Raw genomic sequence first — 25,315 nt, forward strand, 5'->3', positions numbered from 1 at the left:
AGCTATAAGGAGGTAGCTGAACGAGAAGGGATACGTAACTGTTCTCAACTGATTGAACACACATGAGGCCAGTTTTTTCGTTCTCTAAAGTATACCTAAATAGGATGAATAATAACTGGTTAAATTTACAAATTTGTCATGTGACAATAGTGATGACAGCAGTAACTATTCTCTCAAATGCTGGAATTATATAATGGATAGATTACATAGACAAGATAGGCTTCGTAAGGCTATTGTCTATAAATTTTTATTTTGTATTATTTATTTATAATGTAATTATATTACATAAATTATTATATTGATATTTATATGAAATGGGGAGAAACATTGAGAGAAAGAATTCTAACTCTATTCATGACGATTGCTATTCTATTCACGACAATCACACCCGGGTTGGTACCGAGTGCTGAAGCAGCAGGAGGCACAGTTACAAAGACCTATACAGCAACTGCTGATACGATGCAATTAAATGGTCAAGCGGAATATAACGGAATCTATGATAATGATGGAGATGGTTATCTATATGTCGGCATGAGCAATAATGACGGCTTCGTCAATGTGCGCAATAGAATGGCCGCATCTTTCAATTTAGGTGCTCCAGAAGGGACCATTGTATCAGCAGAGCTGGTTGTGACGGTTGCTACTGTATTAAGAGTCCCGAATCACACGCTGTACATGGAGGCAAGGGGCTCTGCTGCGAATAGTTTGGACCATAATTTTAATGGTACCTTCCCCTTCGTAGATGTGAATAGCCCTTTTTCAGATAAATTTACGGCGAAAAGCACTGCGGAAGTGCCGATGGGCACTTATCTTCAGGATCAATCGATTACTTTCAATGTTAAGAGTGCTGTCGATGCCTTTACGGGTGGTTCTGATCGCACAGTAACTTTTACACTTAACGGCAATGAAGCAGATGCAGACAGCGGGAGATTTTTATTGTATTCCTTAGAAGCTTCGAATGCTGCATTTCGCCCGAAGCTAGTCGTTACTTATGAGACCGGACCGACGAATACCCCGCCTACGGGCTCTTTCAAAATTGCGGAGGGAACAGCGACAAGCGCCAGCACAGTCAATCTATCCGTAACAGGTTCAGATCCTGATGCAGGTGATAGTGTTACCCATATGAGATTTGCGAATAGCGTTGCTAATTTATCGGCGGCATCTTGGTTGCCTTTCAGCAATACAGCAACATTCAGTCTAAGTGGAGGGGATGGGGCGAAGAACATCTATATGCAGGTGAGAGATTCCAACAATGCGATATCTGCCAGTTCTTCTCAGATCATTCTATTGGATCAGACAGCACCAACAGGTGCACTGATTATTAATGATGGTGCTGCATGGACGAAATCAGAGATGGTCACTTTAAAAGGAACCTATACGGATGGAAGCGGCTCAGGAGTTGAGCAGGTGCGTCTCTCCAATGTTAATGGGACTTGGCAGACCAGCTGGTTCAGTATCGCTGATCTGAACGGGAGGTCATGGGTCCTTCCGGCTGGACAGGGAGTCAAAAACGTATATGTACAATATAAAGATAGAGTTGGTAATTCGAGCAACTCAACTATTAGTAGTACAATTACAGTAGATACAATAGCTCCTGTTATTACAAATGTAGTGAATAACATAGTATATAATAGCAAAGTTAATCCTCTATTTTATGAAGGCAGCGGATTGCTTAATGGGAGTCCCTATACCAGTGGTACAGACATCACCCAGGATGGAACGTATACACTGATCGTCACCGATCAAGCAGGCAATAGTGCGACGGTGGTTTTCAAGGTTGATACGATAGCACCTACCGTAACGGGAATAGCGAATGGTGTAATATACAACACAATCAAAACGATTACCTTTAACAAAGGAACCGCGACTTTAAACGGAGCTGCTTTTGTTAGTGGTGCACAGGTTTCACAAGATGGTGTGTATACCCTGATTGTAACGGATACAGCAGGCAATGTAACAACGATTAACTTTGAGATAGACACAACAGCACCTAAAATTAAAGGGGTAAGCGAGGGCGGGGTTTATAAGTCGGTAACTCCCAGTTTTAATGAAGGAACAGCGCAGCTGAATGGAACTGCTTATATGAGCGGTACAAGGATTGATCAGGATGGTGTGTATACGCTGGTTGTAACCGATACAGTAGGTAATGTAACAACGGTTAACTTTGAGATCGAAAATGTGGCGCCAATTGTTACGGGAGTAATGGAGGGCGGAATTTATATATCGGTAGTTCCTAGTTTTAATGAAGGGACAGCGCAATTGAATGGAACTGCTTATACAAGCGGTACAAAGATTGATCAGGATGGTGTGTATACGCTGGTTGTAACCGATGCAGCAGGCAACGTCACGATGGTGAAATTCATCATTGACAGAACCGCTCCAACCGTCACCGGCGTTGTTTACGGGGTGAGCTACAACACCGACAGAACGATCACTTTTAACGAAGGTACGGCAATGTTGAACGGAGATCCATTCGCAAGTGGCGAGACCGTTTCCGCTGAAGGCGACTATACACTCATTGTGACCGATGCGGTGGGCAACGTTACGACAGTCAGCTTTACGATCCACAAAACCGGCCCAACCGTTACTGGGGTTGTTTACGGATCGAGTTATAATACCGACAGAATGATCACGTTTAACACGGGAATCGCAACGTTGAACGGCGATTCCTTTGCTAGCGGATCTGAAGTCAGTGCCGAGGGCGACTACACACTCATCGTAACGGACGCGATGGGCAACGTCACAACCATTGCATTCACGATCGATAAAACAGTCCCGATCATTAGCGGTGTGACCGACGGCTCTATCTATAACACGAATCAATCGATTACGTTCAATGAAGGTACGGCGACCTTGAACGGAGATCCATTTGCAAGTGGCGCAACCATTTTCGCCGAAGGTGACTATACGCTTGTGGTGACGGATGAGGCGGGTAACGTTACGACGGCCAACTTCATCATTGACAGAACCGCTCCAACCGTCACCGGCGTTGTTTACGGGGTGAGCTACAACACCGACAGAACGATCACTTTTAACGAAGGTACGGCAACGTTGAACGGAGATCCATTCGCAAGTGGCGAGACCGTTTCCGCTGAAGGCAACTATACACTCATTGTGACCGATGCGGTGGGCAACGTTACGACAGTCAGCTTTACGATCCACAAAACCGGCCCAACCGTTAATGGGGTTGTTTACGGATCGAGTTATAATACCGACAGAATGATCACGTTTAACACGGGAATCGCAACATTGAACGGAGATCCCTTTGCTAGCGGATCTGAAGTCAGTGCCGAGGGCGACTACACACTCATCGTAACGGACGCGATGGGCAACGTTACAACCATTGCATTCACGATCGATAAAACGGTCCCGATCATTAGCGGTGTGACCGACGGCTCTATCTATAACACGAATCAATCGATTACGTTCAATGAAGGTACGGCGACCTTGAACGGAGATCCATTTGCAAGTGGCGCAACCATTTTCGCCGAAGGTGACTATACGCTTGTGGTGACGGATGAGGCGGGTAACGTTACGACGGCCAACTTCACCATTGACAGAACCGCTCCAACCGTCACCGGCGTTGTTTACGGGGTGAGCTACAACACCGACAGAACGATCACTTTTAACGAAGGTACGGCAACGTTGAACGGAGATCCATTCGCAAGTGGCGAGACCGTTTCCGCTGAAGGCAACTATACACTCATTGTGACCGATGCGGTGGGCAACGTTACGACAGTCAGCTTTACGATCCACAAAACCGGCCCAACCGTTAATGGGGTTGTTTACGGATCGAGTTATAATACCGACAGAATGATCACGTTTAACACGGGAATCGCAACCTTGAACGGAGATCCCTTTGCTAGCGGATCTGAAGTCAGTGCCGAGGGCGACTACACACTCATCGTAACGGACGCGATGGGCAACGTTACAACCATTGCATTCACGATCGATAAAACGGTCCCGATCATTAGCGGTCTGACCGACGGCTCTATCTACAACACGAATCAATCGATTACGTTCAATGAAGGTACGGCGACCTTGAACGGAGATCCATTCGCAAGTGGCGCAACGGTTTTTGCCGAAGGTGACTATACGCTTGTGGTGACGGATGAGGCGGGTAACGTCACAATGATTTCTTTCACAATTGATCGAACAAACCCGATTATAACCGGTCTAACTGTAGGAATAAGCAACTACACCAGTCCGTTGACGATTGGATTTAATGAAGGTACCGCTACATTAAACGGTCAGCCCTTCACAACCGGAACGAGAGTTATATCTTCTGGCAACTACACGCTAGTCGTCATCGATGAAGCAGGAAATCAGACGATTGCCACGTTTACGCTGAACATCTCGACTCCTGAATCCGGTTCAGGTTCAAGCTCAGACCCAAGTACAAGCTCAAGTACAAGCTCAAGTACAAGCCCAATTCCAAGCTTAGGGCTAGAGATCGAGATCAATGGAGTTAAACAGAAGGATTTAGCCAAAGAAACAACTGCTGTTATGAACGGAAAGAAAGTGACAACGGTAACCATCGACGAGAAGAAATTATCGCGTTACCTCGATTCCTTACCCGATAAGCCAGTCATTAACATACCGGTCCATAATGATTCAGATCGTGTTCTTCTGCTCTTAAACGGTCAGCTTATCACAACACTGAATGACCGAAACGCAGTTATTCTAATTCAAACGGAGCTTGGTTCCTATCTTCTAGCTGCCAACCGGATCGATTGGAGTCTTGTCACGAAGCGTTTCGGTTCGGAGGATGCACTGCGAAACATGGTGATTCAAGTCGAGATTACCAATGTACCAGAAAGCGATATCGTGCAACTTGCTAATAGTATAGGGAAGGCAAGACTCTTGTCGCCGCCGATTGATTTCAACATCACAGCAGCACATGGCGGTAAGACGATTGAGCTCAACAAGTTTCTTAGCTATGTCGAGCGGACGATTGTCATTCCCAATTCAGCAGATGATCACAATAAAAATATAACGGGGATTACGATGACGAAGGATGGAAACATCGTGCCGGTACCTACCCGAATGATGAGGGAGAACGGCAAGACCTTTGCTGTCATTTATAGCCTGACAAATAGCGTCTATGCCGTTATAGAGAATGACAAAACCTTTGCGGATATTCAGAATCATTGGGCGAAGTATGATATCGAACAAGTAGCGTCCAAGCTGATCGTCCAAGGTGTCACTGAATCGAGCTTTCAACCGAACAAGCAAATTACCCGAGCTGAGTTCACGGCGATGTTGGTCCGGGCTCTCGGATTACACACGGTTGATCAGCCTACTAGCTTTACTGACGTCAACAGCGGGCAATGGTATTACGAAACGGTCTCCATTGCGGAAGGCTACGGGTTAGTTACGGCAAGTAACAACAGCCAGTACACTCCCAACGAGAAGCTAAGCCGAGAAGAAGCAATGGTGTTGCTGGGGAAAGCCATGAAGCTTGCTGGGATGGATACAGCGATTTCCGATAGCGAAGCCGCTCAACAGCTTAGCACATTCAAAGACCATCATTTGCTCGACTTGTCTGCAAGAGCGGCAGCTGCACTTAACGTTAAATACGGAATTATCATAGGCAATCAAGGACAGCTTACGCCGAACAATGTCATTACACGTGCCGAAGCTACCGTCATTTTACAACGCTTGCTCGAAGCGGCCAAACTGAGTTCGTAACAGCAAGAACCTTCAACCACAAGCTAAGTGGTTGAAGGTTCTTTTTTGTGTATATTTAGAGGAACTCGTCATGCATTACCTCGTGATCACCCATTACAAACTCCTGCTCAGCCGTTATTTGCCCCTTCTAGATTTGATCGTACTTGCGAAGTTTGTAATTAACCGCTTCGAACGCTTCGTCTAGGTCTTGTTGTCGTTGCAACTCTTTTTTATGCTACTCAAGGATCGCCTTTCTTTATAGGAGAGTTTGTTTTCCTTGAATGGCTAAATCAGTGTAATAAAGATGCTTCCAAAGGCAAAGTTACGGATATGTCTACCGCAAGCTCTTATGCAGTGAATCTAATTAAAGATGAAGCAGAAGCTAGTATTATCAATGGGAAGAAGAATGGCGTATTTGATCCGCTGGGCAATGCCACACGCGCATCGATACGCTGACCAAGGAATGATCTTAAACTATGCTACCTCGCCGAACATCCGAATCATCACACGGTGGCGAATTGTGGATTTGTACAGCCATGGCTCGGCTCCATATGGAGTACTATTGAAGACACCATGAAAGGTGTCTTTTTTCATATTTTCAGAATATGATCTGGACTATGCGTGGCGGTTCAAAAAAATGAGTATCTTGCTAGATCCAGTATCTTTCGTATGTGGAATTAAAGATTGCAGTGAAGAAGGTGTGAAGAAAAATTTAAGGTTCTATATAGGGATAAAAAAGGCAAACCTAGGATAGGAAGAGTTAATAGGGAGATATAAATGAAAACCAGTATACTTATGCTATAATTTAATAAAGTGACTCTGTGTTTTAGAAAAATTGGATAAAGGATGCATTGACCAACCATGTATGAGAATCAGACTTCTATGCACCACAAGCTGTTTATTATCGGCGCAGGTGCTGCCGGACTAATGGCCGCCGTTACTGCGCGTGATATGGGTATCGATACTGCCATTCTGGAGGGTAACGACCGGATTGGAAAGAAGATATTAATGACAGGTGATGGCCGCTGTAACATTACGAATGAATCCACTGCGACGGGTACGGATGAAGCAATTGCTTTATCGCACAAGTATCACAGTAATCAGGCCGGATTTCCACTTGCGGTATTGCAGCAATTTGGCATCCGTCAGACTATAGATTTTTTCTCCTTTCTCGGGCTTCCACTTACAAGATTGAAGGAGGGATTGATGTATCCAATGTCGCTGCAGGCAGCAGCGGTGCTGGATATTTTCCAGCTTGCGCTGGAGGATCGGAATGTTCCGGTATACCTCAATAACAAAGTGTTGGATGTTACTGTTTCGAAGAATCATCCGCGCTTCAAGATAAAATGCCAAACGGAAACAGAGGAGGAGGTTGTTTATACTAGCGACTATCTACTTCTATCTGCGGGTGGCCTTGCCGGTCCAAATGCGGGAAAAGAACCTCCTGGGTATACACTTGCCGAACGTCTGGGGCACACCCTGATTGAGCCTTTGCCGGCCATTGTGCAATTGAAGCTGCAATATCCGAATATGAGGGCACTGTCCACTATCAAATCTCAGGGACAAGCCCATATCATTGTGAACGGTAAAGTCATCTGCAGTGAACAGGGTGAAATTGCCTTCACGGATTACGGTATTACCGGCCCGCCCATTCTTCAGCTAAGCAGGAAGGCTGCGTATCATCTTGCAAGAGGAGAACAGGTAACATTGTCGGTTGATCTGATGCCGGGCCGCACGGAGGAAGAGTTAGTTGAGTTTTTAGAAAGGCTCTGGGAGACCTTTGGACACCGGACGGTTGCGGATTCTCTCGTTGGCATCTTTAACAAGAAGCTTGTTACGGTCCTACTCAAGGAGACCGGCTTAGATCAGCAACCACAGCTGCTTTGCCAGGATCTATCGATGAAAACCAAGGGGAAATTTTATCGAATCTTGAAGCGTTGGGAATTTAAAGTGACGGATACCAATGGCTTTACGAATGCGCAAGTGACAGCCGGCGGCATTGATACGTCGGAACTCATCGAAGGAACGCTGGAATCCAAGCTGGTGCCTGGGCTGTATTTGGCTGGCGAAGTGATGGATGTCGACGGAGATTTCGGCGGCTATAACCTGCAATGGGCCTGGAGTTCCGGATATGTGGCCGCCATGGCGCTAGCTAAGTCAATTCAATAAATTTATCAGGAAAAGGGATGCATCAATTAACATGTATAAGGATCAGACTTCTAAGCACCACGAGCTGTTCATTATCGGTGGGGGTGCTGCAGGTCTAATGGCTGCAGTTACAGCGAGGGATCAAGGTATTGATACAGCAATTATTGAAAGCAATGACCGGCTTGGGAAGAAAATAATAACGACGGGTAACGGGCGTTGCAACATTACGAACCAATCCACCGCCACCGGTACGGATGAAGCGGCCGCTTTATCACGCAAGTATCACAGTAATCAGGAAGGATTCCCAATACATGTATTGCGGCAATTCGGTGTCCGCCAAACGATCGAATTTTTCTCCTCACTCGGGCTTCCTTTTGTAAGCTTGGAGAATGGCCGGATGTATCCGATGTCGCTGCAGGCGGCTTCGGTGCCGGGTGTATTTAAGCTGGCGCTGGAGGATCGGAATGTTCCCGTATATTATAAACATAAAGTGTTGGATGTTACCGTTTCGGCGGGACATCCGCGGTTCGCGATAACCTGCCAGACGGAGACAGAGGAACAGGTTGTGTATACCAGCGACTATCTTTTTCTATGTGCAGGCGGCCTTACCGCTCCCAAAACGGGAACGGACGGCTCCGGTTATACGCTTGTCCAACGCCTGGGGCACACCCTGATCAACCCGGTGCCAGGCATTGTACAATTGAAGCTGGATTATCCGTATTTGAAGGAACTATCGGGCATCAAATTTGAGGGAGAGGCCCATGTTATCGTAAACAATGAAGTCATCCGCACTGAGTCTGGTGAGATTCTTTTTACGGACTATGGTATCTCGGGCCCGCCCATACTTCAGCTCAGCAGAAAGGCTGCGTATAATCTCGGAATAGGAGAATCGGTGACATTGTCGGTTGATTTAATGCCGGAGCGCACGGAGGAAGAGTTAATTGATTTTCTGGAGATCCACTGGGGGATCTTCGGACACCGGACGGTTGCCGATTCTTTTGTGGGCATCGTCAGCAAGAAACTGATTCCAGTACTGCTGAAGGAGGCTGGAATTGATCAACAGCCGCACTTGCTTTGTATGGATTTATCATGGAAAACCAAGAAAATATTTTATCGAATCTTGAAACGTTGGGAATTTAAAGTGACCGATACCAATAGCTTCACGAATGCACAAACAACAGCCGGTGGCATTGATACGACGGAGCTAATCGAAGGAACGTTAGAATCTAAGTTAGTCCCTGGGCTGTATTTGGCAGGTGAAGTGATGGATGTGGATGGAGATTGCGGCGGCTATAACCTGCAATGGGCTTGGAGCTCCGGCTACGCCGCTGCTATGGCGCTTGCTAATCGACGTGCCAGCACCACGTAAGGGGGCAGAGGGTTGCTGACTCTTAAACGATCACCTATTACTATGGCAGAGGTTTGCTGTAACAAGTCTGGTTTTAGTAATGTGAAAGCGATGAGGATTGTTTCTCATCGCTTTTTTGTGATTTTTTAAAGTTTGGTGCTCATTTTATTCGTTGCTTAACTCTGATGTCTTCATTTTACCTCAACTTTATTGTCGTGCCTTTATTAATCCTTAAGTTTATCAATTAGAGCTAGTATTCGTCTATTTTTTGTATCTTCCTTTTTAGCAAGCTCAATATAATTAATCTGCTCTCGTTTAATGTAATCAGGCTGGTTTAGAAATGTATTCAGCATGTGGTACTCTTCAAGGTTTGTAGTAATGTAATCAGGCACAATCAGTTTACGATTTTCCTCACATTTCTTAAGTATTATATGTAATGTATCACCGAGCTCTTTTTGTACTGCTCTTCGAATAAATTCGTTATAAACAAAATAATGCCCATTCTTTGACGGCAATAAAGTATGGTCAAATTCGTGCCCGTCAACAGAGATTTGAATAGGTACTTTACCATTAGTATTGAATATCTCCCTTACTGAATAGGGGAAATAGACTACTTTCCATTTCATTTTACCTTCCAGCAGCCTTATCTCACTATCAAATTCATAAACCATACTAAATAACACTCCTCGTGGTAAAGAAGCTGATTTCGGTCACTATTTTATCATAGCCACATTGCTGTTTGTAGGTGATTCGAATTCAATATGCTGTTGCAATAACCTATATGATGTTGAACATGCCTTATCTGCATGAGGATAACATCAGTTTTAGTTATTTCTTCGTATAGTACACATGGTTCCAATAATCTGCCGTCAGTAAGTTCAGCAAAAAAATTACGAGCTACACTCAATATCTCCTCTACGTACTCCGTCATTTCCTCCTTAGTAGGGTAGTCAGAGCACTCCTTATCTAAGTCTTCTGTTATATCTTTACCGAAGTCAGGTATCGTGAATTCTTCATCCTTCTGCTGCCTAAACCAAAATTTCATGCTGGTTGTAGCATGGAATATATGCCTCCAGTATTTATGCTTGGCATCCTTCCAAAAATGATCAGGACATACTTCGATAAGATTCTTCAACATTTCTACGGTTGGATCAAACTGTCTTCTAAAAACAGTCACCATCCTATCACTCATGTTCATCAACTCACTTCTCGAAATTTAGAATCTTAACTTTATTCTTGTCCTAAACAACCAAAACCTTCCATTTTACGATGATGCATTTGGAAAATTTGTGAAATATACTCAATCATAAACCCATAAAATGTAAAAATGTCACATCATAATTTAATGACTGCTGTCACTATTTATCTTAAATTAAAAGCATTACAATATAGGATAGGTTTCGCGATTCAATCCTAAAAAATTTATTACTTATACTGGAGGAACCTCTAGAAGATGAACCCACAACTGTTACGGGATTTTCCGTTCTTTGAACATCTTGATGATGAATATTTAGCTGAAATTGCTAAGGTATGTAACGAGCGTACTTATATAAAAGGAGAGTCCATTTTTTTTGAGGGTGAAGAGGGAGAGGAGCTTTATCTGGTTCTCTCTGGAGTTGTTCAAATCTATCAAGATAACCACTCTAGGGATGTAATTCTTTCTATTTTTAGAGAAGGTGATTTCTTTGGAGAGATGGCTTTGTTGCAAAACGAAAGAGCGCGCTCTGCTTCTGCAAGGACCATTGAGAAGTCTACCTTATGTATTTTGAAAAAACGTGATTTCATTCCTTTACTAAAAAGTAATCCGGAAATACTAATCGGCATTTTGGAAACAGCATTAGATCGTCTGCGGGATGCCAATAAATTAATAACAGACTTAACCGTTATCGACGTACGTACGCGTATTGCTCGCGTGTTGTTGCGTCTAACAGAACAGCACGGAGTGCCCTCTGATGAAGGTGTTCTAATCGATTTGAAATTAACGCATCAACACCTGGCGGATATGACAGGAACGGCGCGTGAGACCGTGACAAAATCATTGCTTGGATTACAGGATGAGCAGTTGATACGTATTGATCAGAGGAAAATACTTGTGTGTAACATAGATAGACTTAGAAATATACTTGACGTAATCTGAGTGAGTTCAAATGTTTGAATTTGTAATTGGGGTTACAGACCATAAATCACCCTAAATGATATAACAATATTAACAAAGAACGCGTACATTTTGCTTTATTAATCGTGATGACACAATGATCATCCATAAATGAAAAGGGGAAATGAAATGAGTGTAAAAAAATTGGTTTTATCTATGTCAGGTACTTTTTTACTGGGGATCATTGTAGGAGGGGCCTTGTTATATAACAATTCGGTTTATAACTCTGTTAAGGATGCCCTGAATGGAAATGCCACGCAAAACTCGGTAGGTAGCGTTAATTTGGAGGGGATGACACAGGTTAACATTCAGGGCATGGATCTTGAAACCGCAATGATGGCTGTGCAGGAGAATCGTACTAATATGTTAGAGAGCCAGTTAAAAGATCAAATCACAGCTGTACAAGCCCAGAATGAAACAATCGCAAAACTGAATCAATTGTTGGGAGTTATTAATGAAGAGCTAGGGAAGCTTCCTTCTGGTGCTGAGGCCGGCTCTGCTGTGGAGCTGGTAGATGACAAGGGTGCTATGTTTACTGCTATGGGCATGGCTATACCGCAAACCAAAGGGGAACTTGAGAAGCTGTTGGGGCAAATCAAGTCACAGATTGATAGTGCAAGTAATAGCCAGCAAATGGACATGCTGCGCCTGCAAAGTTTAACGAATAAACGTAACGAAGCCTTCGATGTAATGACGAATTTTATTAAAAAAATGCAAGACTCCAGAAGTAGTATTATAGGGAATATGCGGTGATGAGTTAAAACTATGATATCCAAAGCTGCAGTTGATTTTCTACGAGATCATCCGTTTTTACGAGGTATTCCTGATGATGAGCTACAAAATGTAATTAACGCTATAACACTTGTGTCTTTAGAGGATGGACAACGACTTCTTATGGAAGCGTCCACCTCTAAGGACTGTTTCATTTTATGGCAAGGGAAGGTGCAAGTAACCTCAGTTAACTTAGTTGGGAAAACACTGCTCTTAGCTGAACTTGGACCGGGAGAGTTAGTGGGAGAGATGGGTCTTATTCGGAACGAACAAAGATCAGCTAGTGTTACGGCAATCGGGCCAGTAAAGGCGTTGCGTCTAGACCGTCCATCCTTCGAATATTTGGCGAACCTAAGTCCATTATTTTACGAGAGTGTGCTTGTGAACATACGGATCCGAATGATCCATAGTATGCTTCGTAAAGCGACAATCTGGTCGGTCATACCTGATGCTGAGCTTCGGGGTCTTGCAGAGATTACAACGATCAAGAAAGTCACGAAGGGTGAAGAGATTATCGTGGAAGGTGCGGTAATTGGTCATTTTTTCATGATTAACAGCGGGAGTATCGAGCTTCGTGGCCAAAAGCGGCGTAAGACTGTTCTTCGAGAAGGAGATTTTTATGGAGAGACAGAGTTACTAACAGACACGGCTGCCTCGCACACGTTGATCGCGGTAGAAGATAGTGAATTACTTATCATGGGCAAGTTAGAGTTCTTAACTATACTCGACTATTACGCTCCGGTTCGTCAACAACTCATTAAGGTTCTAAACATACGAACACCCCATCTGCTGGAGAAAGTTACAATTGCCATCGGCGAGGAAACTATTGCCGAGGATAAGGAATCGCTACCTAAAACCAAAGACAAATGGATTGACCAGCTGTTGTGGCTGGTAGGTGGATTTCTTGTAGTCTCCTTCTTGGCACTATTCCTTCATAGCCAATGGTGGAAGATCGCCACCTTGATTGTTGGAGGAGTGGTGGGTCCCGCAGCCTTCGTAGCTTTTGTGAGAAGTCAGCAGTTAATAGGCTTCCGTCAGCGGAGACTTGTTATAGTTTTTGTGTCTACCGCGGTTGTGGCTATTCCTCTGGCTTGGTATTTAGAGCGGATATGGCTTTTTGAAGTAAAAGCAAATTCTTTTGATTTTTCACAGCTTTACGTACCTTTGTCTGTAGCCCTAATAGAAGAAACTGCGAAATTATTAATTTGTGTGATGCTCGTTCGAACGCGGAAAATCCAATTTCTAATGGATGCAGTGGTGTTTGGTGCGGCAGCAGGCATGGGATTCGCAGCAGTGGAAAGTATTATTTATGGATGGGTTCATCTAGACGAGGCATCGTCAATAGGGATGCTTACTGTCCTATGGATGAGAGCATTATTATCGCCCTTCGGTCATGGAACATGGACTGCGATTGCCACTGTGGGGATATGGTATGCAAGTAGCATGCATAAGAATTCGAGCTTGGGGGACGTCAAGCCATGGACAAGATGGCGACGCGCAATTGAAATGTTTTTAGTAGTAGTTGTGATGCATGCATTATGGAATTATCACTTTGAACCGGGGCTGATGAAGGCTGGTGTTATGGCCGTAGTCGGGATTATGGGTCTCTTTTTATTGTTCTTACTCATTCGTAGGGGAAGAAGAGAGGAGTTCCATGCCTTGAATATGTTAAATCCAACAATGAATGAGGCGATCCGACATGACGAACAAGTGAAGCCTATGACGCAGGAGCTTTATTGTAAAGGCTGCGGGTCAATGTCTCCGCCGGGTACACGTTACTGCACACGTTGTAGCCAGGCACTAAGGATTAAATGATTTTGATGCGGCTCCATAGGTAGTAAAAGAAAAGACACCTTGAAGGGTGTCTTTTTACGTTATTGCAGCTTGAAAAAAAGATGCCAACATTATCCCCGACTTTAATGAAAGTTCCCGGTTTCATTTTCCGTGAATTTGCCGTCGCTGTCATGCTGGGATTGCTTGCGGCGATCATTACGGGCTTGTTGCTGCTGTTGGGCTTCCAGGCTGTTTACGGGCGTGGCTTCCAAATCTTTTACAGTGTTGAGCAGATTCTTGTCTGGTTTATTTGCGCTCAATTGAAAATTCCTCCTTGTTTACCTAATGGTTGTGAATTTTATTATGTGCTGGCTACTGTGTGGCTATTCGTGTTGTATGATCACAATCCATTCGCTGTCCTATAATCATTAGCTCAGAACACGGTTAGATAGGGGAGATATGAGTAAATGATTGTTTCGGAACCTTTTTTAGTTTTGATATGTTGAACGTGTTCTGGTTCCAGAATTTGTATTATTTTCGAAGGGATACAGGGGTTAGATGCAGGATCTCTTTCTAAATATTTAGGAGGTGAAAAGAGAAACTTCATTTTTTTTGCAAGCGGTTACAAGTATATCTGCAACAAATTAAAATCGGGAGGAAATAAAATGAAAAAAAGAGTTGCAAAGGTAACCAGTATTGTTGTGTTGTTTTCTCTTGCTCTTTCTTTAATAGTAGGTGGATGGACAAATACGGTGGTGCATGCTGCTGGTCTTGCGGTAACAGGCAGTGGAGGCTGGAATGAAACGGCATATGTGGAATGGTCACCTGTAAGCAATGCGACAGGGTATAACGTTTATGTTAAATTGGCAAGTGCAGCGGATTCTGGGTATCAACAAATTAATAATGAGTTAATCCGCAAATATCCTTCCTACTGGAGAGCGGATGCTGTAGGGCTTGCAGCCGGAAATTATGTGATGAAAGTTGAAGCTACGTTGTCAGGGGGTGGGACGGTAAGTGCGGTTTCAAATCCGCTATCCGTAACGTCATATGACCGTTCTGGGTTTGCTTTTTCGACTAGTTCGCAATATGGTACAGGATCAGGGGCTTATAATGAGAATGGAACCCTCAAGAATGGTGCTCAAGTGCTGTATATAACATCTCAGAATGCGCAAACCGTAACGCTTGGTGTAAAAATCAACAGCTCCGGCGCTGTACAAACAGGGGTTGGCCTGGGCGGTATTCTGGCACTGAGACAAAAAGGCTATGATACAACTCCACTTGCGATTCGAATTATCGGAAAAGTTACAGCTGCTGATCTGAGTGGACAGCTTAACAGCAGTGGGTATCTTGAAGTCAAAGGTAAAAACAATTATTCGGAAATGAATATTACTATTGAAGGTATCGGAAATGATGCTTACGCATACGGTTGGGGAATGCTTCTAAGATATGTAGGTAATGTGGAAGTAAGAAACCTGGGTGTAATGTTATTCCCCGACGATGGCATTTCAATGGATTCTGGCAATATGAATGTCTGGGTGCATAATAATGATATTTTTTATGGAGCTGCTGGAGGCGATGCAGACCAAGCCAAGGGCGACGGTTCCACAGACCTTAAAAATGGATCCAACTATATTACAATCTCTTACAACCATTACTGGGATTCCGGAAAATCTTCGCTAGTTGGTTTGAGTGAGCCGGCTGAATTTTTTGTTACCTTCCACCACAACTGGTTTGACCATTCGGACTCCCGTCATCCGCGGATTAGAGTGGCATCCGTCCATATCTATAACAACTTTTTCGATGGTATCTCCAAATACGGTGTGGGTGTTACTACAGGTGCTTCAGCTTTTGTAGAATCTAATTATTTTAGACATGCTAAGTTTCCAATGATGATCTCCTTACAAGGTACAGATGCTTTAGGGGAGGGCACATTCTCAGGCGAAAATGGAGGTGTGATTAAAGCCTATAACAATCTTATTGTAGAGGCTTCAAGTCTCATCTATGCGAATTCAAACACAGGGACAGCTCCTGCTAATGTTACCTCATTTGATGCTTACTTAGCTTCGTCAAGAAATGAAACCGTCCCAAGCTCATACAAAGCATTAAAAGGCGGAACAGCCTATAACAACTTCGACACGAGCGTAAATACAGGAGTGAACGTATCTAATATTGATAACGTAAGCAATGTTGAACAGATTGTTATGGCAAAAGCCGGACGTCTGAATGGCGGAGACTTCACATGGGAATTTAATGATTCAGTGGATGACGTTTCGTATGCGTTGAATACAGCGCTGATGTCTGCAATCAGAAGCTACACAACGGGACTTGTCTCTGTAGGGGGGAATTCAAACCCAACGAACCCGACTCCGACTCCATCAGTAACACCTACGCCAACAGTAACTCCTGTGCCAACAGCGACCCCAGCTCCAACAGCGACTCCAGCACCGACGACAACGCCAGTGCCGACAGCGGGAGCAAACGTTCACAACTTTACTACGGATGGAACAACAAGCAGCTTCTTCAATATTCAAGGCAATCTCTCAACAAGTAAGGGAACTGTGGCCTATCAGGGTTTAACCCTAACCCAATGTCTAAAAATCGAGAGTGTTACCAGCATTCAATTCACTGCTGCTAAAGCTTCAACGCTAACCCTAGTGTTCAACACAGAGGGAACGAAAATCAAAGTGGATGGAACAAGTTATCCTACAACCAATGGCATTGCCACTGTCTCTCTTGCCGCAGGTGCACATACCATTACAAAAGATAGTACGGCGAATCTGTACTATATGAAGCTGGAATAGGGGAATGGCTGCCTCTACTTTAATATGGAGTATCAGAAACGCAGAAAAGCGACCTGTAGGGGTCGCTTTTCTTTGCTTTTTCTTATGATCTTATTACTTGAGTTATTGTCGATTCAAAAACTATTAATTTTGTGTTGATTTGATTAATCTTTATCATCAACCAAATCAATAATCTCACGAATATCCTCAATATTTAAAGCTTCTGCAATTTTGCCTATATGACTAAAGTTAATATTCTCCCTTTTTCCATTAGCTAACTCACTTAATGCGGCATGTCGGACATCGGATATTCTGGACAATTCTCGTAGGGAAATCTTATGTTTTTTGGTCAATTCTGATATTTTTACTATAACTCTCTTTCCCACTTCTAATCCCCTCACTAACTCTGAGTTTTCATCTTGACTATATGCATAAGACGGCTTTTCTTTTCATGAGAATAAACCTCTCAGTTTTTAAGAAAGCTGCTGTAAGTAAAGTAAAAGACATCTTAACCGTGTCTTTTACTTTACTATATAAGCACGTTTCAGCGCTTCAGGATAGTTGACCAGCTTATACTAATTCTCGGTTATTCCCCATACCGGTCAATCGCCATAGCTGCGGATTTCAGCATGCGCCGCTTAAGATGCTCACCCTCGACGATTTTTACGCGGAGGCCAAGAAAACGGATTTTGGACAATAGGAATTCGCTATCGTCTCTCATGTAGATGACTTTGATTCGATAGATACCCGAATTTTCATCAAAGGACACGGATTTATCAAAACAGGAAAAGGCGTACAGAATTCGTGATAGCTCAGCATTAAAGGTGGGGATGACTTGAATACATGCACATTCCTTCTGATCCTCTAATAATCGTATTATCCTTGCTTTTAAATCATTAATCCGTTTGGCAGGGAAGGGAGCTACTTCAACAGAAATAATGTTTTTTAGTTTAGTGGACATAAGAGAACGTTGCCGGGTGCTGTACCATTGCAGATACCACTCCCGCTTATACATGTTGTATTCCAGCTTATGAGGGAACCCGGTTTGGTCAGTTCGTTGGCCTCCATGCTTAATATGGAAAGTAATAAGGATCGCTTGATTCTGCATGATTATACGGCGGAGTGTACGAAGCATTGGATGATAGACCTGCCGCTCTTTGCTTTTAGCTTTCTCCATAATAATTTGCCGCACTTCTGTGGACGCTTCTGCCTCCAATATGGCGTTCAAATTACTTAAGGTATCCAGTGTAAAAGCTGCTTCTGAGGCCGGGTGCATTAACATGGTTTTCAGCCAGGAACGTTCCTGGGAGGTCAGCGCTAATGAACCCACTTCGTCGAGGCGTGAAATGATTTGGAAGTTAAATATTTTCTCAAATGGATTCATAATAGCTGTGAATCTCCTTCCACTCCGCGATAAATTGCTTACGCAGCCAAGGGGGTTCTAATACCTCGCAGCTTGAACCAAAGCTTCGTAACCACGGCTTAATTTCATAAATACCATTCACTGTGATCTCATAAAGGAATGTAGAATCGGACTCTTCCGTAATTTCTCCCCACTGTCCCTGCGCTTCAACCCGCTCCCGAATAAAATTAACACCCGGGCGATTGGGGTTATAAAATCTTGCCACCACTTTAATCGCACGGGTGGTATCTATAACCCAGCTGTTTGTCATCTGTTCTTCTAGATTGCTGAGTTTCAGAGCAAACTCTGCTTCTTCCACAGTGTCGCCCTCCTCAATTTGAGTAAGGCCCTCCATTCGGAATTTCATGATGCCCATACGTGAATTATGTCCGATTAAATACCAGCGCCCATATTGATGGTCATAGATGACGCGGAGCGGAAGAACAGTTTCTGTGACGCCCCTTGTTTCCCGCTCAAAGAGAGGATTGGTATTCTGAGAGGCGTAGTTTTTGCCCTTTTTAGGGGATAGATATAGAAACTTGATTTTTTTTCGCTGCTGAATCGCTGCAAATATCGTATATAGGTGTGCCTCATCAAGAATACGTGAATGATAATTATATTTGTATCTATGAGTTTCCGTAGCTTCGAGGGTATAACCCCGCTTCCGCAGAACCTTTTTTAAGGTGTCGCGCAGCAGGTAACCTTGCACAGACGGAGTTTGCGTGTTGGCGATGACATCAACATAGTCGTAAAGATCCAAGAGCTGATCGCCGGATAATTGATCAATCAGATCGTTAGCAGCCTTGTATCGATAAGGGCGGCCTTCGTTTACACGAAGAATAACGCCAACTTCCTCAAGGTATTTCAGATCTCCACGGATGGTCTTCTCATCGGGCATTGGATAATGGGTTGGCATTTGCTCACTGCAGACATCCTGTAGATCTTTAGCTGTTAGCTCCTGAGTCTGGAGCGCAGTTAATAGTAGAGTAAGCCGGATGCTCTCCGTTTCCTTAAGCGACTTCGCCCGGAACAAGAACAGGAGCAGCGGGTCGGCAGATTCATAGTAGTTATAGCGGAGCCACTCAGAGAGTTCTGTTCCTTGTTCTGTAGACAGGTCCTGTTGTAAGACGGTTACCATGCCCTTCAGGTTGCGCAGCGTTTTGTCATAGGTATGTACAGAAATGCCGAGACGATCGGCGAATTGTTGTCTGCTGTAAGCTCCCCCCGCTAAAGAGAGCATGCGAAGAAATTGAATCTCCTTATCAAAACTTTCCCGGGCCATTTGTATCCCTCCAGCCTGTAGCGAATCCATTAAAAATAGTAGTACTCATTATATTAAGCACCAGAGTTGAATAAAATGGAAGTGTTTTTGGCCGCCGCCATACTTCCGCCCTGTTCGTTACAGGGAAGATGAGCGAAGATAGATCCATGAAGCCGAAGCAATTCTGATGAGGCGTTCGAATAGTAACAAGGGTAGAGAATAGGGAAGTAACCGATCTGGAGGGATGAAGATGGATCCTATAAACAAGCTTATCCGTGAGCAGCTGGAACAGATTGAACAGGAGGAGCAAGTTACAATATTGTATGCCTGCGAATCAGGCAGCCGGGCGTGGGGATTCCCATCGCAGGACAGTGATTATGATGTGAGATTTATTTATCTGCATAAACCGGAATGGTATCTATCTATTTTTGATAAGCGGGATGTGATCGAGCGTCCTATTAACAATATGCTTGATATCAATGGCTGGGATTTGCGGAAAGCACTGAATTTATTTCGGAAGTCTAATCCACCGCTGCTGGAGTGGCTGCAATCACCCATTCAATATGCAGAAAAGTACAGTACAGCAGAGAAGCTTAGAAGCATTTCCCCGTACACATTTTCACCGAAGTCTTGTATGTACCATTACTTAAACATGGCAAGAGGGAACTACCGTGATTATTTGCAAGGCGAACAGGTCAAGATCAAAAAGTACTTTTATGTACTTCGTCCCGTTCTAGCCTGTGAATGGACTCACCGATATGGAGAGATGCCGCCGATGGAGTTCGATGTACTGGTAGAGCGGCTTATTCCGCAGGATGAAGAGCTGTGGCAGGTGATTCAGCAATTGCTGGCACGAAAAAAATCCGGTGAGGAACTAGACTACGAGCCGCAGCTAACCGCGATTAACGATTATTTAGAAGAACAGTTCCAAGTGTTGGATAAGGTGGCGGCGTCCTTGAATGCTAAGGAGAACAACAGAGATCATCAGCTGGATGCTCTATTTCGAGAAGCTTTACAGGAAGTATGGGGACGGGCCCTATAGAAAGATTGATAGGAGGAAGATGGTAGTGGCTATTGTACAACTGAAATCTACGAATCCAAAATTCACTTTTTTAATTAAAAAAAATCCAGTGACAGGTATGCAGCTTCGTCCGGTTCGTCAGGGATTGGCTTATGGATGGTATTCTGATGAGGCAACTTATAACGTTTATTTTAAGGACGCAGATAACGATATATCCTACAAGCAGAACGGAAGCGAGAGCTTTGAGTATCTAAATGTCTCCCGGTTTAATACACCTCTATTTCCGCTTAATGCGGTCAATGAGTTTTTCTCTACACCCTTTAAATCCCAGGATGAACGGGATGCGGAAGGATATGAGCATTCTTTTTTCATCAATATGGTTCAGGTTGAGCGGATACACTATATTGAATTTTTCCAAAAGCATTTAAAGGGCTATACCTTCTCCTTGCAGCACCAGGCACATAAGAGCTATTCCCTGACGATTACCACACATAAAAGCTTGTATCACCTCTTACATGTTGTTGGTGTGCTGTCCTTGTTCTTATCCATATTTGGGGATGAGTACATAGATATTTCGGATGCTATTTTGGATAAATATATCCGCAGCCTTAACGTCATTGATGCACCTTTTTATATAAGAAGTCTATTTGCAAGGAATTTCCTTACCTCTAAGGAACGGTTCAAGCGATATAAAGCCTCCATCGAACAAACAGACCAGTATTCTATTGGGCTGGAGTATGGCGGTACTGCGATGCAGCGGCGTACTTTTATTTCGAGTGTGCTTCCATTCAATAAGCCGATTCTGGACATCGGCTGCGGAGAAGGTTTCTATGCAATTCCGTTTGCCGGAAAAATAGAGAGCACCTATTATGCGGTAGATATAGCCGAGGCGTTGCTGGAGGTTGTGAATCGGAAAGCGAAAGCTAAGGACATTGATAACATTGCAACCTTTGGCTCACTGGACCATTTTCTGGAGTCGTACAATGGGGAGCAGGTTGATGTGATTCTAACAGAAGTTGTAGAGCACATGAGTGAGGGTGAAGCGGCAGAGCTTATTCAGCAAATAATCGGTAATGTGAATTTTCAACAGCTTATTGTGACGACACCAAATGCTGATTTCAATCGTTACTATGAGCTGGAAGGATTCCGGCATGAAGATCACAAGTGGGAAATGGGACAGGAAGCGTTCGTGCAATGGGTTTTGGATACGGTTCAAGGTTTAGCAGTCGAGGTTGAATATTTGATGGTTGGTGACCGGGTTGGCGAGATCCGTACGACGCAATGCGCTATTGTGCGAAGAAAGGAGGAGTAGACAGTGGAAATTCAAACGCGTGTACATACCATATTTCTGCTTGTAGGAGCAACGGAATGCGGGAAATCAACTTTTGCTAAAGAAGTTCTGATCCCGCAGTTAAAACTAGAGGATGCCTCCAAAGGTTTACGTACGAATGTGCAGTATTTATCCTCGGATAGTATCCGCCAGGAGATATTGGGCTACGGCTATGATAAGTATGATCAGGTTATGCTGGAGGCGAGTTCGCATACCTTTCAATTATTGTTTGAGAGATTGAAGTTAGTCACTTCTTTTCCGATTAATGCGGAGTTTGTGGTGATGGATACCATTGGGCTATCCGAAGATTACCGTAGTAAAGTCCGTGAGATCGCCGGGCAAAATAATTATAATCTGGAGGTTATTCTGTTTGATTACCGCAAACGGGAGGATTACTACGTCTCGGAGCGCTCGAAGAAGCTGATCTCCAATCATTTAAACCGGCTGAGAAAAGAAGTCCTGCCTGTTCTGTCACGGGAAGGTTACAACAAGATTCATAAAGTGCGTGCTAAAGATTTTATTCTCGAGGGTGAAGGGATACCTAACCCGGACTACCGGGTGATTATACAGGATTGGGATACTTACGCATCTACGGTACTTCTACAAGCACAAGAGTATATTGTGGTTGGGGATGTTCATGAGTGCGTCGAAGAGCTTCAGGGACTATTACGTAATTACGGCTACAGGGTGCACGAAGGTAAGTTAAGTGCAACAGATAAGCTCAGTAACACACGAGTCATTCTTGCTGGTGACTGGATTGATAAGGGCAAAAAGACACGGGAGACGATTGAGTTCTTATTTGATAACCGCGAGCATTTCCTATTTGTTATGGGCAATCACGAGAACTTTGTATACAAGTACGTAAAGGGTGAGATTCAAGGAACCGATCCGGAACTGCTAAGAACGTACTTTGATTCCACCCAAGTGCTTAAGGAGGATACCGCGCTTTTTAGTAAATTTTCGGCTTTAGTGGAGCAATCTCAGCCCTTTTACCGCTATATAGGTATGCAAGGTCCTTCTTTTTATGTTACTCATGCTCCTTGCCGTAATAAGTACATTGGTAAGCTGGATACGAATTCACTACGCCATCAGCGTAACTTTCGGCTGGATCGTGAGGTTTCCTTTGAGGAACAGCTTGATTTCCTAAAGCAAGAGGCTGTGAGTAATCACCCCTTTCATCTCTTCGGACATATTGCAGCCAAGCAGACTTTTCGGATCAAAAACAAACTCCACCTCGACACAGGGAGTGCGCAGGGTAATGAACTAACTTCTGTTCGCATGTCGTTTAAACCTTTCTATAAAAGTCAAAAATCGCATGTGACTACGGTGCACGAAGAGCTACCTATCCTGTTCCGGGAACAGCAAACCGTATCCTTGTTAGAGCTTGATTACGAGTCTGTGCGCAGACTGCAGTATTCCTCGCAGAACCGGGTCAACTTCATCTCCGGGACGATGTCACCTGCGGATAAGGATATGGCTGCCGGTGAGCTTGAGTCTCTGCGAAAAGGGTTGGATTATTTTGCCGAGCGTCGTATATCTGAAGTCGTCCTGCAGCCTAAATATATGGGATCACGCTGTAGTGTGTACCTTTACCGGGATATAGAGCAGTGTTACGCAATTAGCCGGAACGGCTACAAGGTTAAGGCGGTCGATCTGACGCCTATCTACGAACAACTGCTGCATAGATTCGGAACCTATATGGCTGAGCAGGGGATCCGTGTGCTTTTACTGGATGGCGAGCTGCTGCCTTGGAAAGCGCTGGGGGATGGGTTAATTGAGCGTCAGTTCCGGCCGATTAGCAAGGCGCTGGAGACAGAGCTGGATTTCTTAAGACAATATGGATTTGAGGAGTCACTGGGTAAACTGATACAGGATTTTGAAGCAAGCGGGTTTGAACAAGACCAGCACCATATGTCGAAAGAGGCGCTTAACAACAACTATGGGCCTCATGTTTACCAGACTTTTAAGCATGTCCGTGACATAAGAGAATCGTATGTAGATCTTGACCAGCGTGAGGAAGCTTACAGAGTATACAAGCAGCAACTGGAGTTGTATGCGGGTGATGCAGAATTAGCGTACAAACCTTTTGCAATCCTGAAGGAAGTACTGGAGAATGGTGCTGAACGGGTACCTGACGGTAAAACCTCCGAATTATACAGGTTCTTAAATGATGATGAATCTCTGGTTTTGGACTTGAAAGAGCCTGATGCCTACATCAGAGCAGAGGAGTATTTCGCAAAGATAACGGTAGAGAAACATATGGAGGGAATTGTAATCAAACCGGAGCAAGAACAGCAGGGGGTAGTCCCATACATGAAGGTCCGCAATCCGGGCTACCTGTCGATCATCTACGGGTACGACTACAAGTTTCCACATAAGTATGCCAAGCTGATGAAACAGAAGAATATCGCTCCTAAGCTTCGGACGTCCTTAATCGAACACCGGCTGGGCAGACAAATGCTAGAAGTGAAGCTGGATGAGATCTCGTCTGACAACGAGGACTACAAGCAAATTGCAGCAAACCTGTTATTCGAGGTAACGAAAGAGAAAGAGATCGACCCGAGGTTGTAGAGGATTGTTACAGGCGAAGAAACTTGGTTTGCCAATTATGAGAATGAGTTCAGGCTGTCGGGAAGGTCCCGGCAGTCTTTTTTCGTTCGGGGAGGAAGCGGAAACAGCTATCTTGCAACAAACAGACAAATTAATGCAAGAAAACGTAAGATAGTGGTCATAGGCCTTTTTTGATAATAATATGAAACCTGAGAGGAGGAAGCACAACTTGGAAATCATTTTTGAAGAGGACATAGAAATGGACCGGGGTACTACGAAAGTAACAACCCACCCGGCTGAAAAGGAACATTGGGCAAATATCGAAGTAGCCATTCAAACATCGGAGAAACGGATCATGGTCATCAACGCCAAAAATGATCGCAATGTCTCGATTGTATCCAGCTCAATCGCGGTCATAGAGCCGGAAGGCCGTATGTGCAGTGTACGTGTAATTACGGGAGAAATGTTTCTTCTTAATACACGATTGAAATTTGTTGAGGAAGTTCTGAATTCACCTCAGTTTATAAAAATTAATAATCAGACCATAATCAACACCAGCTACATAAAAGAGTTCTCAGCAACGGATAATGCAAGAATAAGAGTGATTTTGACGAATGGTTCTTGTTATTTTGTCAGCCGCTATTATATTAAAAATTTCAGGAGGAACTATCATGGTTAATCAATTAAAAAATTCATTTTTTCAGGTGTTCACTTTAACTTCTTTATGGATAACGCTACTGTTAACTGTGTTTTTCAAGGATCAACCTATTGATATGCTATATCTATGGCGTATTGCAGGTATCGCCATTATTTCCGCGGGGATATTCGGAGTGATGTACAATGTGTTGTGGAACTATTTCACGTTAAGACCGCTTTGGAATATTCTGATTTCTTCGACCTTCAGTATATTTGGTGGAATGGGAATGGTGTGGTTATTCTCAAAAGAAATGTTCAACTTCATAAGCCCCTGGTTGCCTGGAATGTTGTTGTTATCGGTTATACTGCACACTATAGCTTTCTATTTCTACGCCAGAATTAATAGCAGGAAACAAGCTGAGGAGTTAAATAAAATTTTGAAATAACCTCGTTCTAATTGTAAAAACAGG

General features: G+C 43.9%; 19 protein-coding genes. 13 read left to right on the forward strand and 6 right to left on the reverse strand.

Translation table 11 applies throughout. From position 1 onward, the window contains the following. Nucleotides 1-327: 327 nt before the first annotated feature. From NST58_RS01060 to NST58_RS01075, 4 genes are all read left to right on the forward strand, one after another. Complete coding sequence (locus tag NST58_RS01060; RefSeq protein ID WP_339245709.1) at nt 328-5,691, forward strand: S-layer homology domain-containing protein; 5,364 nt, start codon at nt 328-330, stop codon at nt 5,689-5,691. Between the two features lie 373 nt (nt 5,692-6,064). Next, a complete protein-coding gene (locus NST58_RS01065; protein ID WP_339245712.1) occupies nt 6,065-6,247 on the forward strand; it encodes a hypothetical protein in 183 nt (60 codons plus the stop codon). Nucleotides 6,248-6,531: 284 nt separating this feature from the next. After that, complete coding sequence (locus NST58_RS01070) at nt 6,532-7,839, forward strand: aminoacetone oxidase family FAD-binding enzyme (protein WP_081386376.1); 1,308 nt, start codon at nt 6,532-6,534, stop codon at nt 7,837-7,839. Between the two features lie 31 nt (nt 7,840-7,870). Continuing rightward, nucleotides 7,871-9,187 carry an NAD(P)/FAD-dependent oxidoreductase gene (locus NST58_RS01075; RefSeq protein WP_076282629.1) on the forward strand — a complete coding sequence of 439 codons (1,317 nt, stop codon included), beginning with the start codon at nt 7,871-7,873 and terminating at the stop codon, nt 9,185-9,187. A 203-nt stretch (nt 9,188-9,390) separates the two neighbouring features. On the opposite strand, the gene NST58_RS01080 is transcribed toward NST58_RS01075, so the two are convergent. Both NST58_RS01080 and NST58_RS01085 read right to left on the reverse strand, forming a co-directional pair. Beyond that, nucleotides 9,391-9,837, reverse strand: a complete 447-nt coding sequence (locus NST58_RS01080; RefSeq protein ID WP_312151703.1) for a YdeI/OmpD-associated family protein — start codon at nt 9,835-9,837, stop codon at nt 9,391-9,393. A gap of 50 nt (nt 9,838-9,887) precedes the next feature. Then, on the reverse strand, nt 9,888-10,364 hold the full coding sequence (locus NST58_RS01085) for a DinB family protein (protein WP_312151702.1): 477 nt from the start codon (nt 10,362-10,364) through the stop codon (nt 9,888-9,890). A 255-nt stretch (nt 10,365-10,619) separates the two neighbouring features. Between NST58_RS01085 and NST58_RS01090 the strand changes: the two genes are divergently transcribed. From NST58_RS01090 to NST58_RS01100, 3 genes are all read left to right on the forward strand, one after another. Beyond that, the gene (locus NST58_RS01090; protein ID WP_076275899.1) at nt 10,620-11,303 is read left to right on the forward strand and encodes a Crp/Fnr family transcriptional regulator; all 684 of its coding nucleotides are present in this window, start codon (nt 10,620-10,622) and stop codon (nt 11,301-11,303) included. A 147-nt stretch (nt 11,304-11,450) separates the two neighbouring features. Beyond that, a complete protein-coding gene (locus NST58_RS01095) occupies nt 11,451-12,074 on the forward strand; it encodes a hypothetical protein (RefSeq protein WP_076219839.1) in 624 nt (207 codons plus the stop codon). Nucleotides 12,075-12,086: 12 nt separating this feature from the next. Further along, the gene (locus tag NST58_RS01100; RefSeq protein WP_339245716.1) at nt 12,087-13,907 is read left to right on the forward strand and encodes a cyclic nucleotide-binding domain-containing protein; all 1,821 of its coding nucleotides are present in this window, start codon (nt 12,087-12,089) and stop codon (nt 13,905-13,907) included. A gap of 101 nt (nt 13,908-14,008) precedes the next feature. On the opposite strand, the gene NST58_RS01105 is transcribed toward NST58_RS01100, so the two are convergent. Beyond that, nucleotides 14,009-14,185: a hypothetical protein gene (locus tag NST58_RS01105; protein WP_175618987.1), complete on the reverse strand. Its 177-nt coding sequence runs from the start codon at nt 14,183-14,185 to the stop codon at nt 14,009-14,011. Nucleotides 14,186-14,530: 345 nt separating this feature from the next. On the opposite strand from NST58_RS01105, the gene NST58_RS01110 reads away from it, so the two are divergent. Further along, nucleotides 14,531-16,666: a pectate lyase gene (locus NST58_RS01110; RefSeq protein ID WP_339245719.1), complete on the forward strand. Its 2,136-nt coding sequence runs from the start codon at nt 14,531-14,533 to the stop codon at nt 16,664-16,666. Nucleotides 16,667-16,809: 143 nt separating this feature from the next. On the opposite strand, the gene NST58_RS01115 is transcribed toward NST58_RS01110, so the two are convergent. The 3 genes from NST58_RS01115 to NST58_RS01125 form a co-directional block, all read right to left on the reverse strand. Further along, a complete protein-coding gene (locus tag NST58_RS01115) occupies nt 16,810-17,031 on the reverse strand; it encodes a helix-turn-helix transcriptional regulator (protein ID WP_076126905.1) in 222 nt (73 codons plus the stop codon). A 200-nt stretch (nt 17,032-17,231) separates the two neighbouring features. Continuing rightward, nucleotides 17,232-18,029: a WYL domain-containing protein gene (locus NST58_RS01120; RefSeq protein WP_339245722.1), complete on the reverse strand. Its 798-nt coding sequence runs from the start codon at nt 18,027-18,029 to the stop codon at nt 17,232-17,234. Then, entirely contained in the window at nt 18,016-19,329 is a 1,314-nt protein-coding gene (locus tag NST58_RS01125) for a WYL domain-containing protein (protein WP_339245724.1), read from the reverse strand. The genes NST58_RS01120 and NST58_RS01125 overlap by 14 nt, the downstream gene beginning before the upstream one ends. Nucleotides 19,330-19,558: 229 nt before the next feature. Here NST58_RS01125 and NST58_RS01130 point away from each other — a divergent pair, with 229 nt between their 5' ends. From NST58_RS01130 to NST58_RS01150, 5 genes are all read left to right on the forward strand, one after another. Next, entirely contained in the window at nt 19,559-20,350 is a 792-nt protein-coding gene (locus NST58_RS01130; RefSeq protein WP_076126909.1) for a nucleotidyltransferase domain-containing protein, read from the forward strand. Between the two features lie 25 nt (nt 20,351-20,375). Then, nucleotides 20,376-21,641, forward strand: a complete 1,266-nt coding sequence (locus NST58_RS01135) for a class I SAM-dependent methyltransferase (RefSeq protein ID WP_339245727.1) — start codon at nt 20,376-20,378, stop codon at nt 21,639-21,641. 3 nt (nt 21,642-21,644) lie between these two features. After that, a complete protein-coding gene (locus tag NST58_RS01140) occupies nt 21,645-24,230 on the forward strand; it encodes a metallophosphoesterase (RefSeq protein WP_339245729.1) in 2,586 nt (861 codons plus the stop codon). A 208-nt stretch (nt 24,231-24,438) separates the two neighbouring features. Next, nucleotides 24,439-24,888: a LytTR family DNA-binding domain-containing protein gene (locus NST58_RS01145; RefSeq protein WP_248549195.1), complete on the forward strand. Its 450-nt coding sequence runs from the start codon at nt 24,439-24,441 to the stop codon at nt 24,886-24,888. Further along, nucleotides 24,881-25,291 (forward strand): hypothetical protein, encoded by a 411-nt coding sequence (locus NST58_RS01150; protein ID WP_248549194.1) that lies wholly within the window; start codon nt 24,881-24,883, stop codon nt 25,289-25,291. Before NST58_RS01145 ends, NST58_RS01150 begins: the two co-directional genes overlap by 8 nt. Nucleotides 25,292-25,315 lie beyond the last annotated feature (24 nt).

Source organism: Paenibacillus sp. FSL R10-2796, assembly GCF_037965315.1.
GTDB lineage: Bacteria > Bacillota > Bacilli > Paenibacillales > Paenibacillaceae > Paenibacillus_AQ > Paenibacillus_AQ odorifer.

Coding starts and splice junctions, on each gene's coding strand:
- NST58_RS01070 (WP_081386376.1), top strand. CDS start 6,532: ATGTATGAGAATCAGACTTCTATGCACCACAAGCTGTTTATTATCGGC.
- NST58_RS01065 (WP_339245712.1), top strand. CDS start 6,065: ATGGGAAGAAGAATGGCGTATTTGATCCGCTGGGCAATGCCACACGCG.
- NST58_RS01120 (WP_339245722.1), bottom strand. CDS start 18,029: ATGAATCCATTTGAGAAAATATTTAACTTCCAAATCATTTCACGCCTC.
- NST58_RS01125 (WP_339245724.1), bottom strand. CDS start 19,329: ATGGCCCGGGAAAGTTTTGATAAGGAGATTCAATTTCTTCGCATGCTC.
- NST58_RS01110 (WP_339245719.1), top strand. CDS start 14,531: ATGAAAAAAAGAGTTGCAAAGGTAACCAGTATTGTTGTGTTGTTTTCT.
- NST58_RS01090 (WP_076275899.1), top strand. CDS start 10,620: ATGAACCCACAACTGTTACGGGATTTTCCGTTCTTTGAACATCTTGAT.
- NST58_RS01085 (WP_312151702.1), bottom strand. CDS start 10,364: ATGAACATGAGTGATAGGATGGTGACTGTTTTTAGAAGACAGTTTGAT.
- NST58_RS01095 (WP_076219839.1), top strand. CDS start 11,451: ATGAGTGTAAAAAAATTGGTTTTATCTATGTCAGGTACTTTTTTACTG.
- NST58_RS01080 (WP_312151703.1), bottom strand. CDS start 9,837: ATGGTTTATGAATTTGATAGTGAGATAAGGCTGCTGGAAGGTAAAATG.
- NST58_RS01150 (WP_248549194.1), top strand. CDS start 24,881: ATGGTTAATCAATTAAAAAATTCATTTTTTCAGGTGTTCACTTTAACT.
- NST58_RS01075 (WP_076282629.1), top strand. CDS start 7,871: ATGTATAAGGATCAGACTTCTAAGCACCACGAGCTGTTCATTATCGGT.
- NST58_RS01100 (WP_339245716.1), top strand. CDS start 12,087: ATGATATCCAAAGCTGCAGTTGATTTTCTACGAGATCATCCGTTTTTA.
- NST58_RS01130 (WP_076126909.1), top strand. CDS start 19,559: ATGGATCCTATAAACAAGCTTATCCGTGAGCAGCTGGAACAGATTGAA.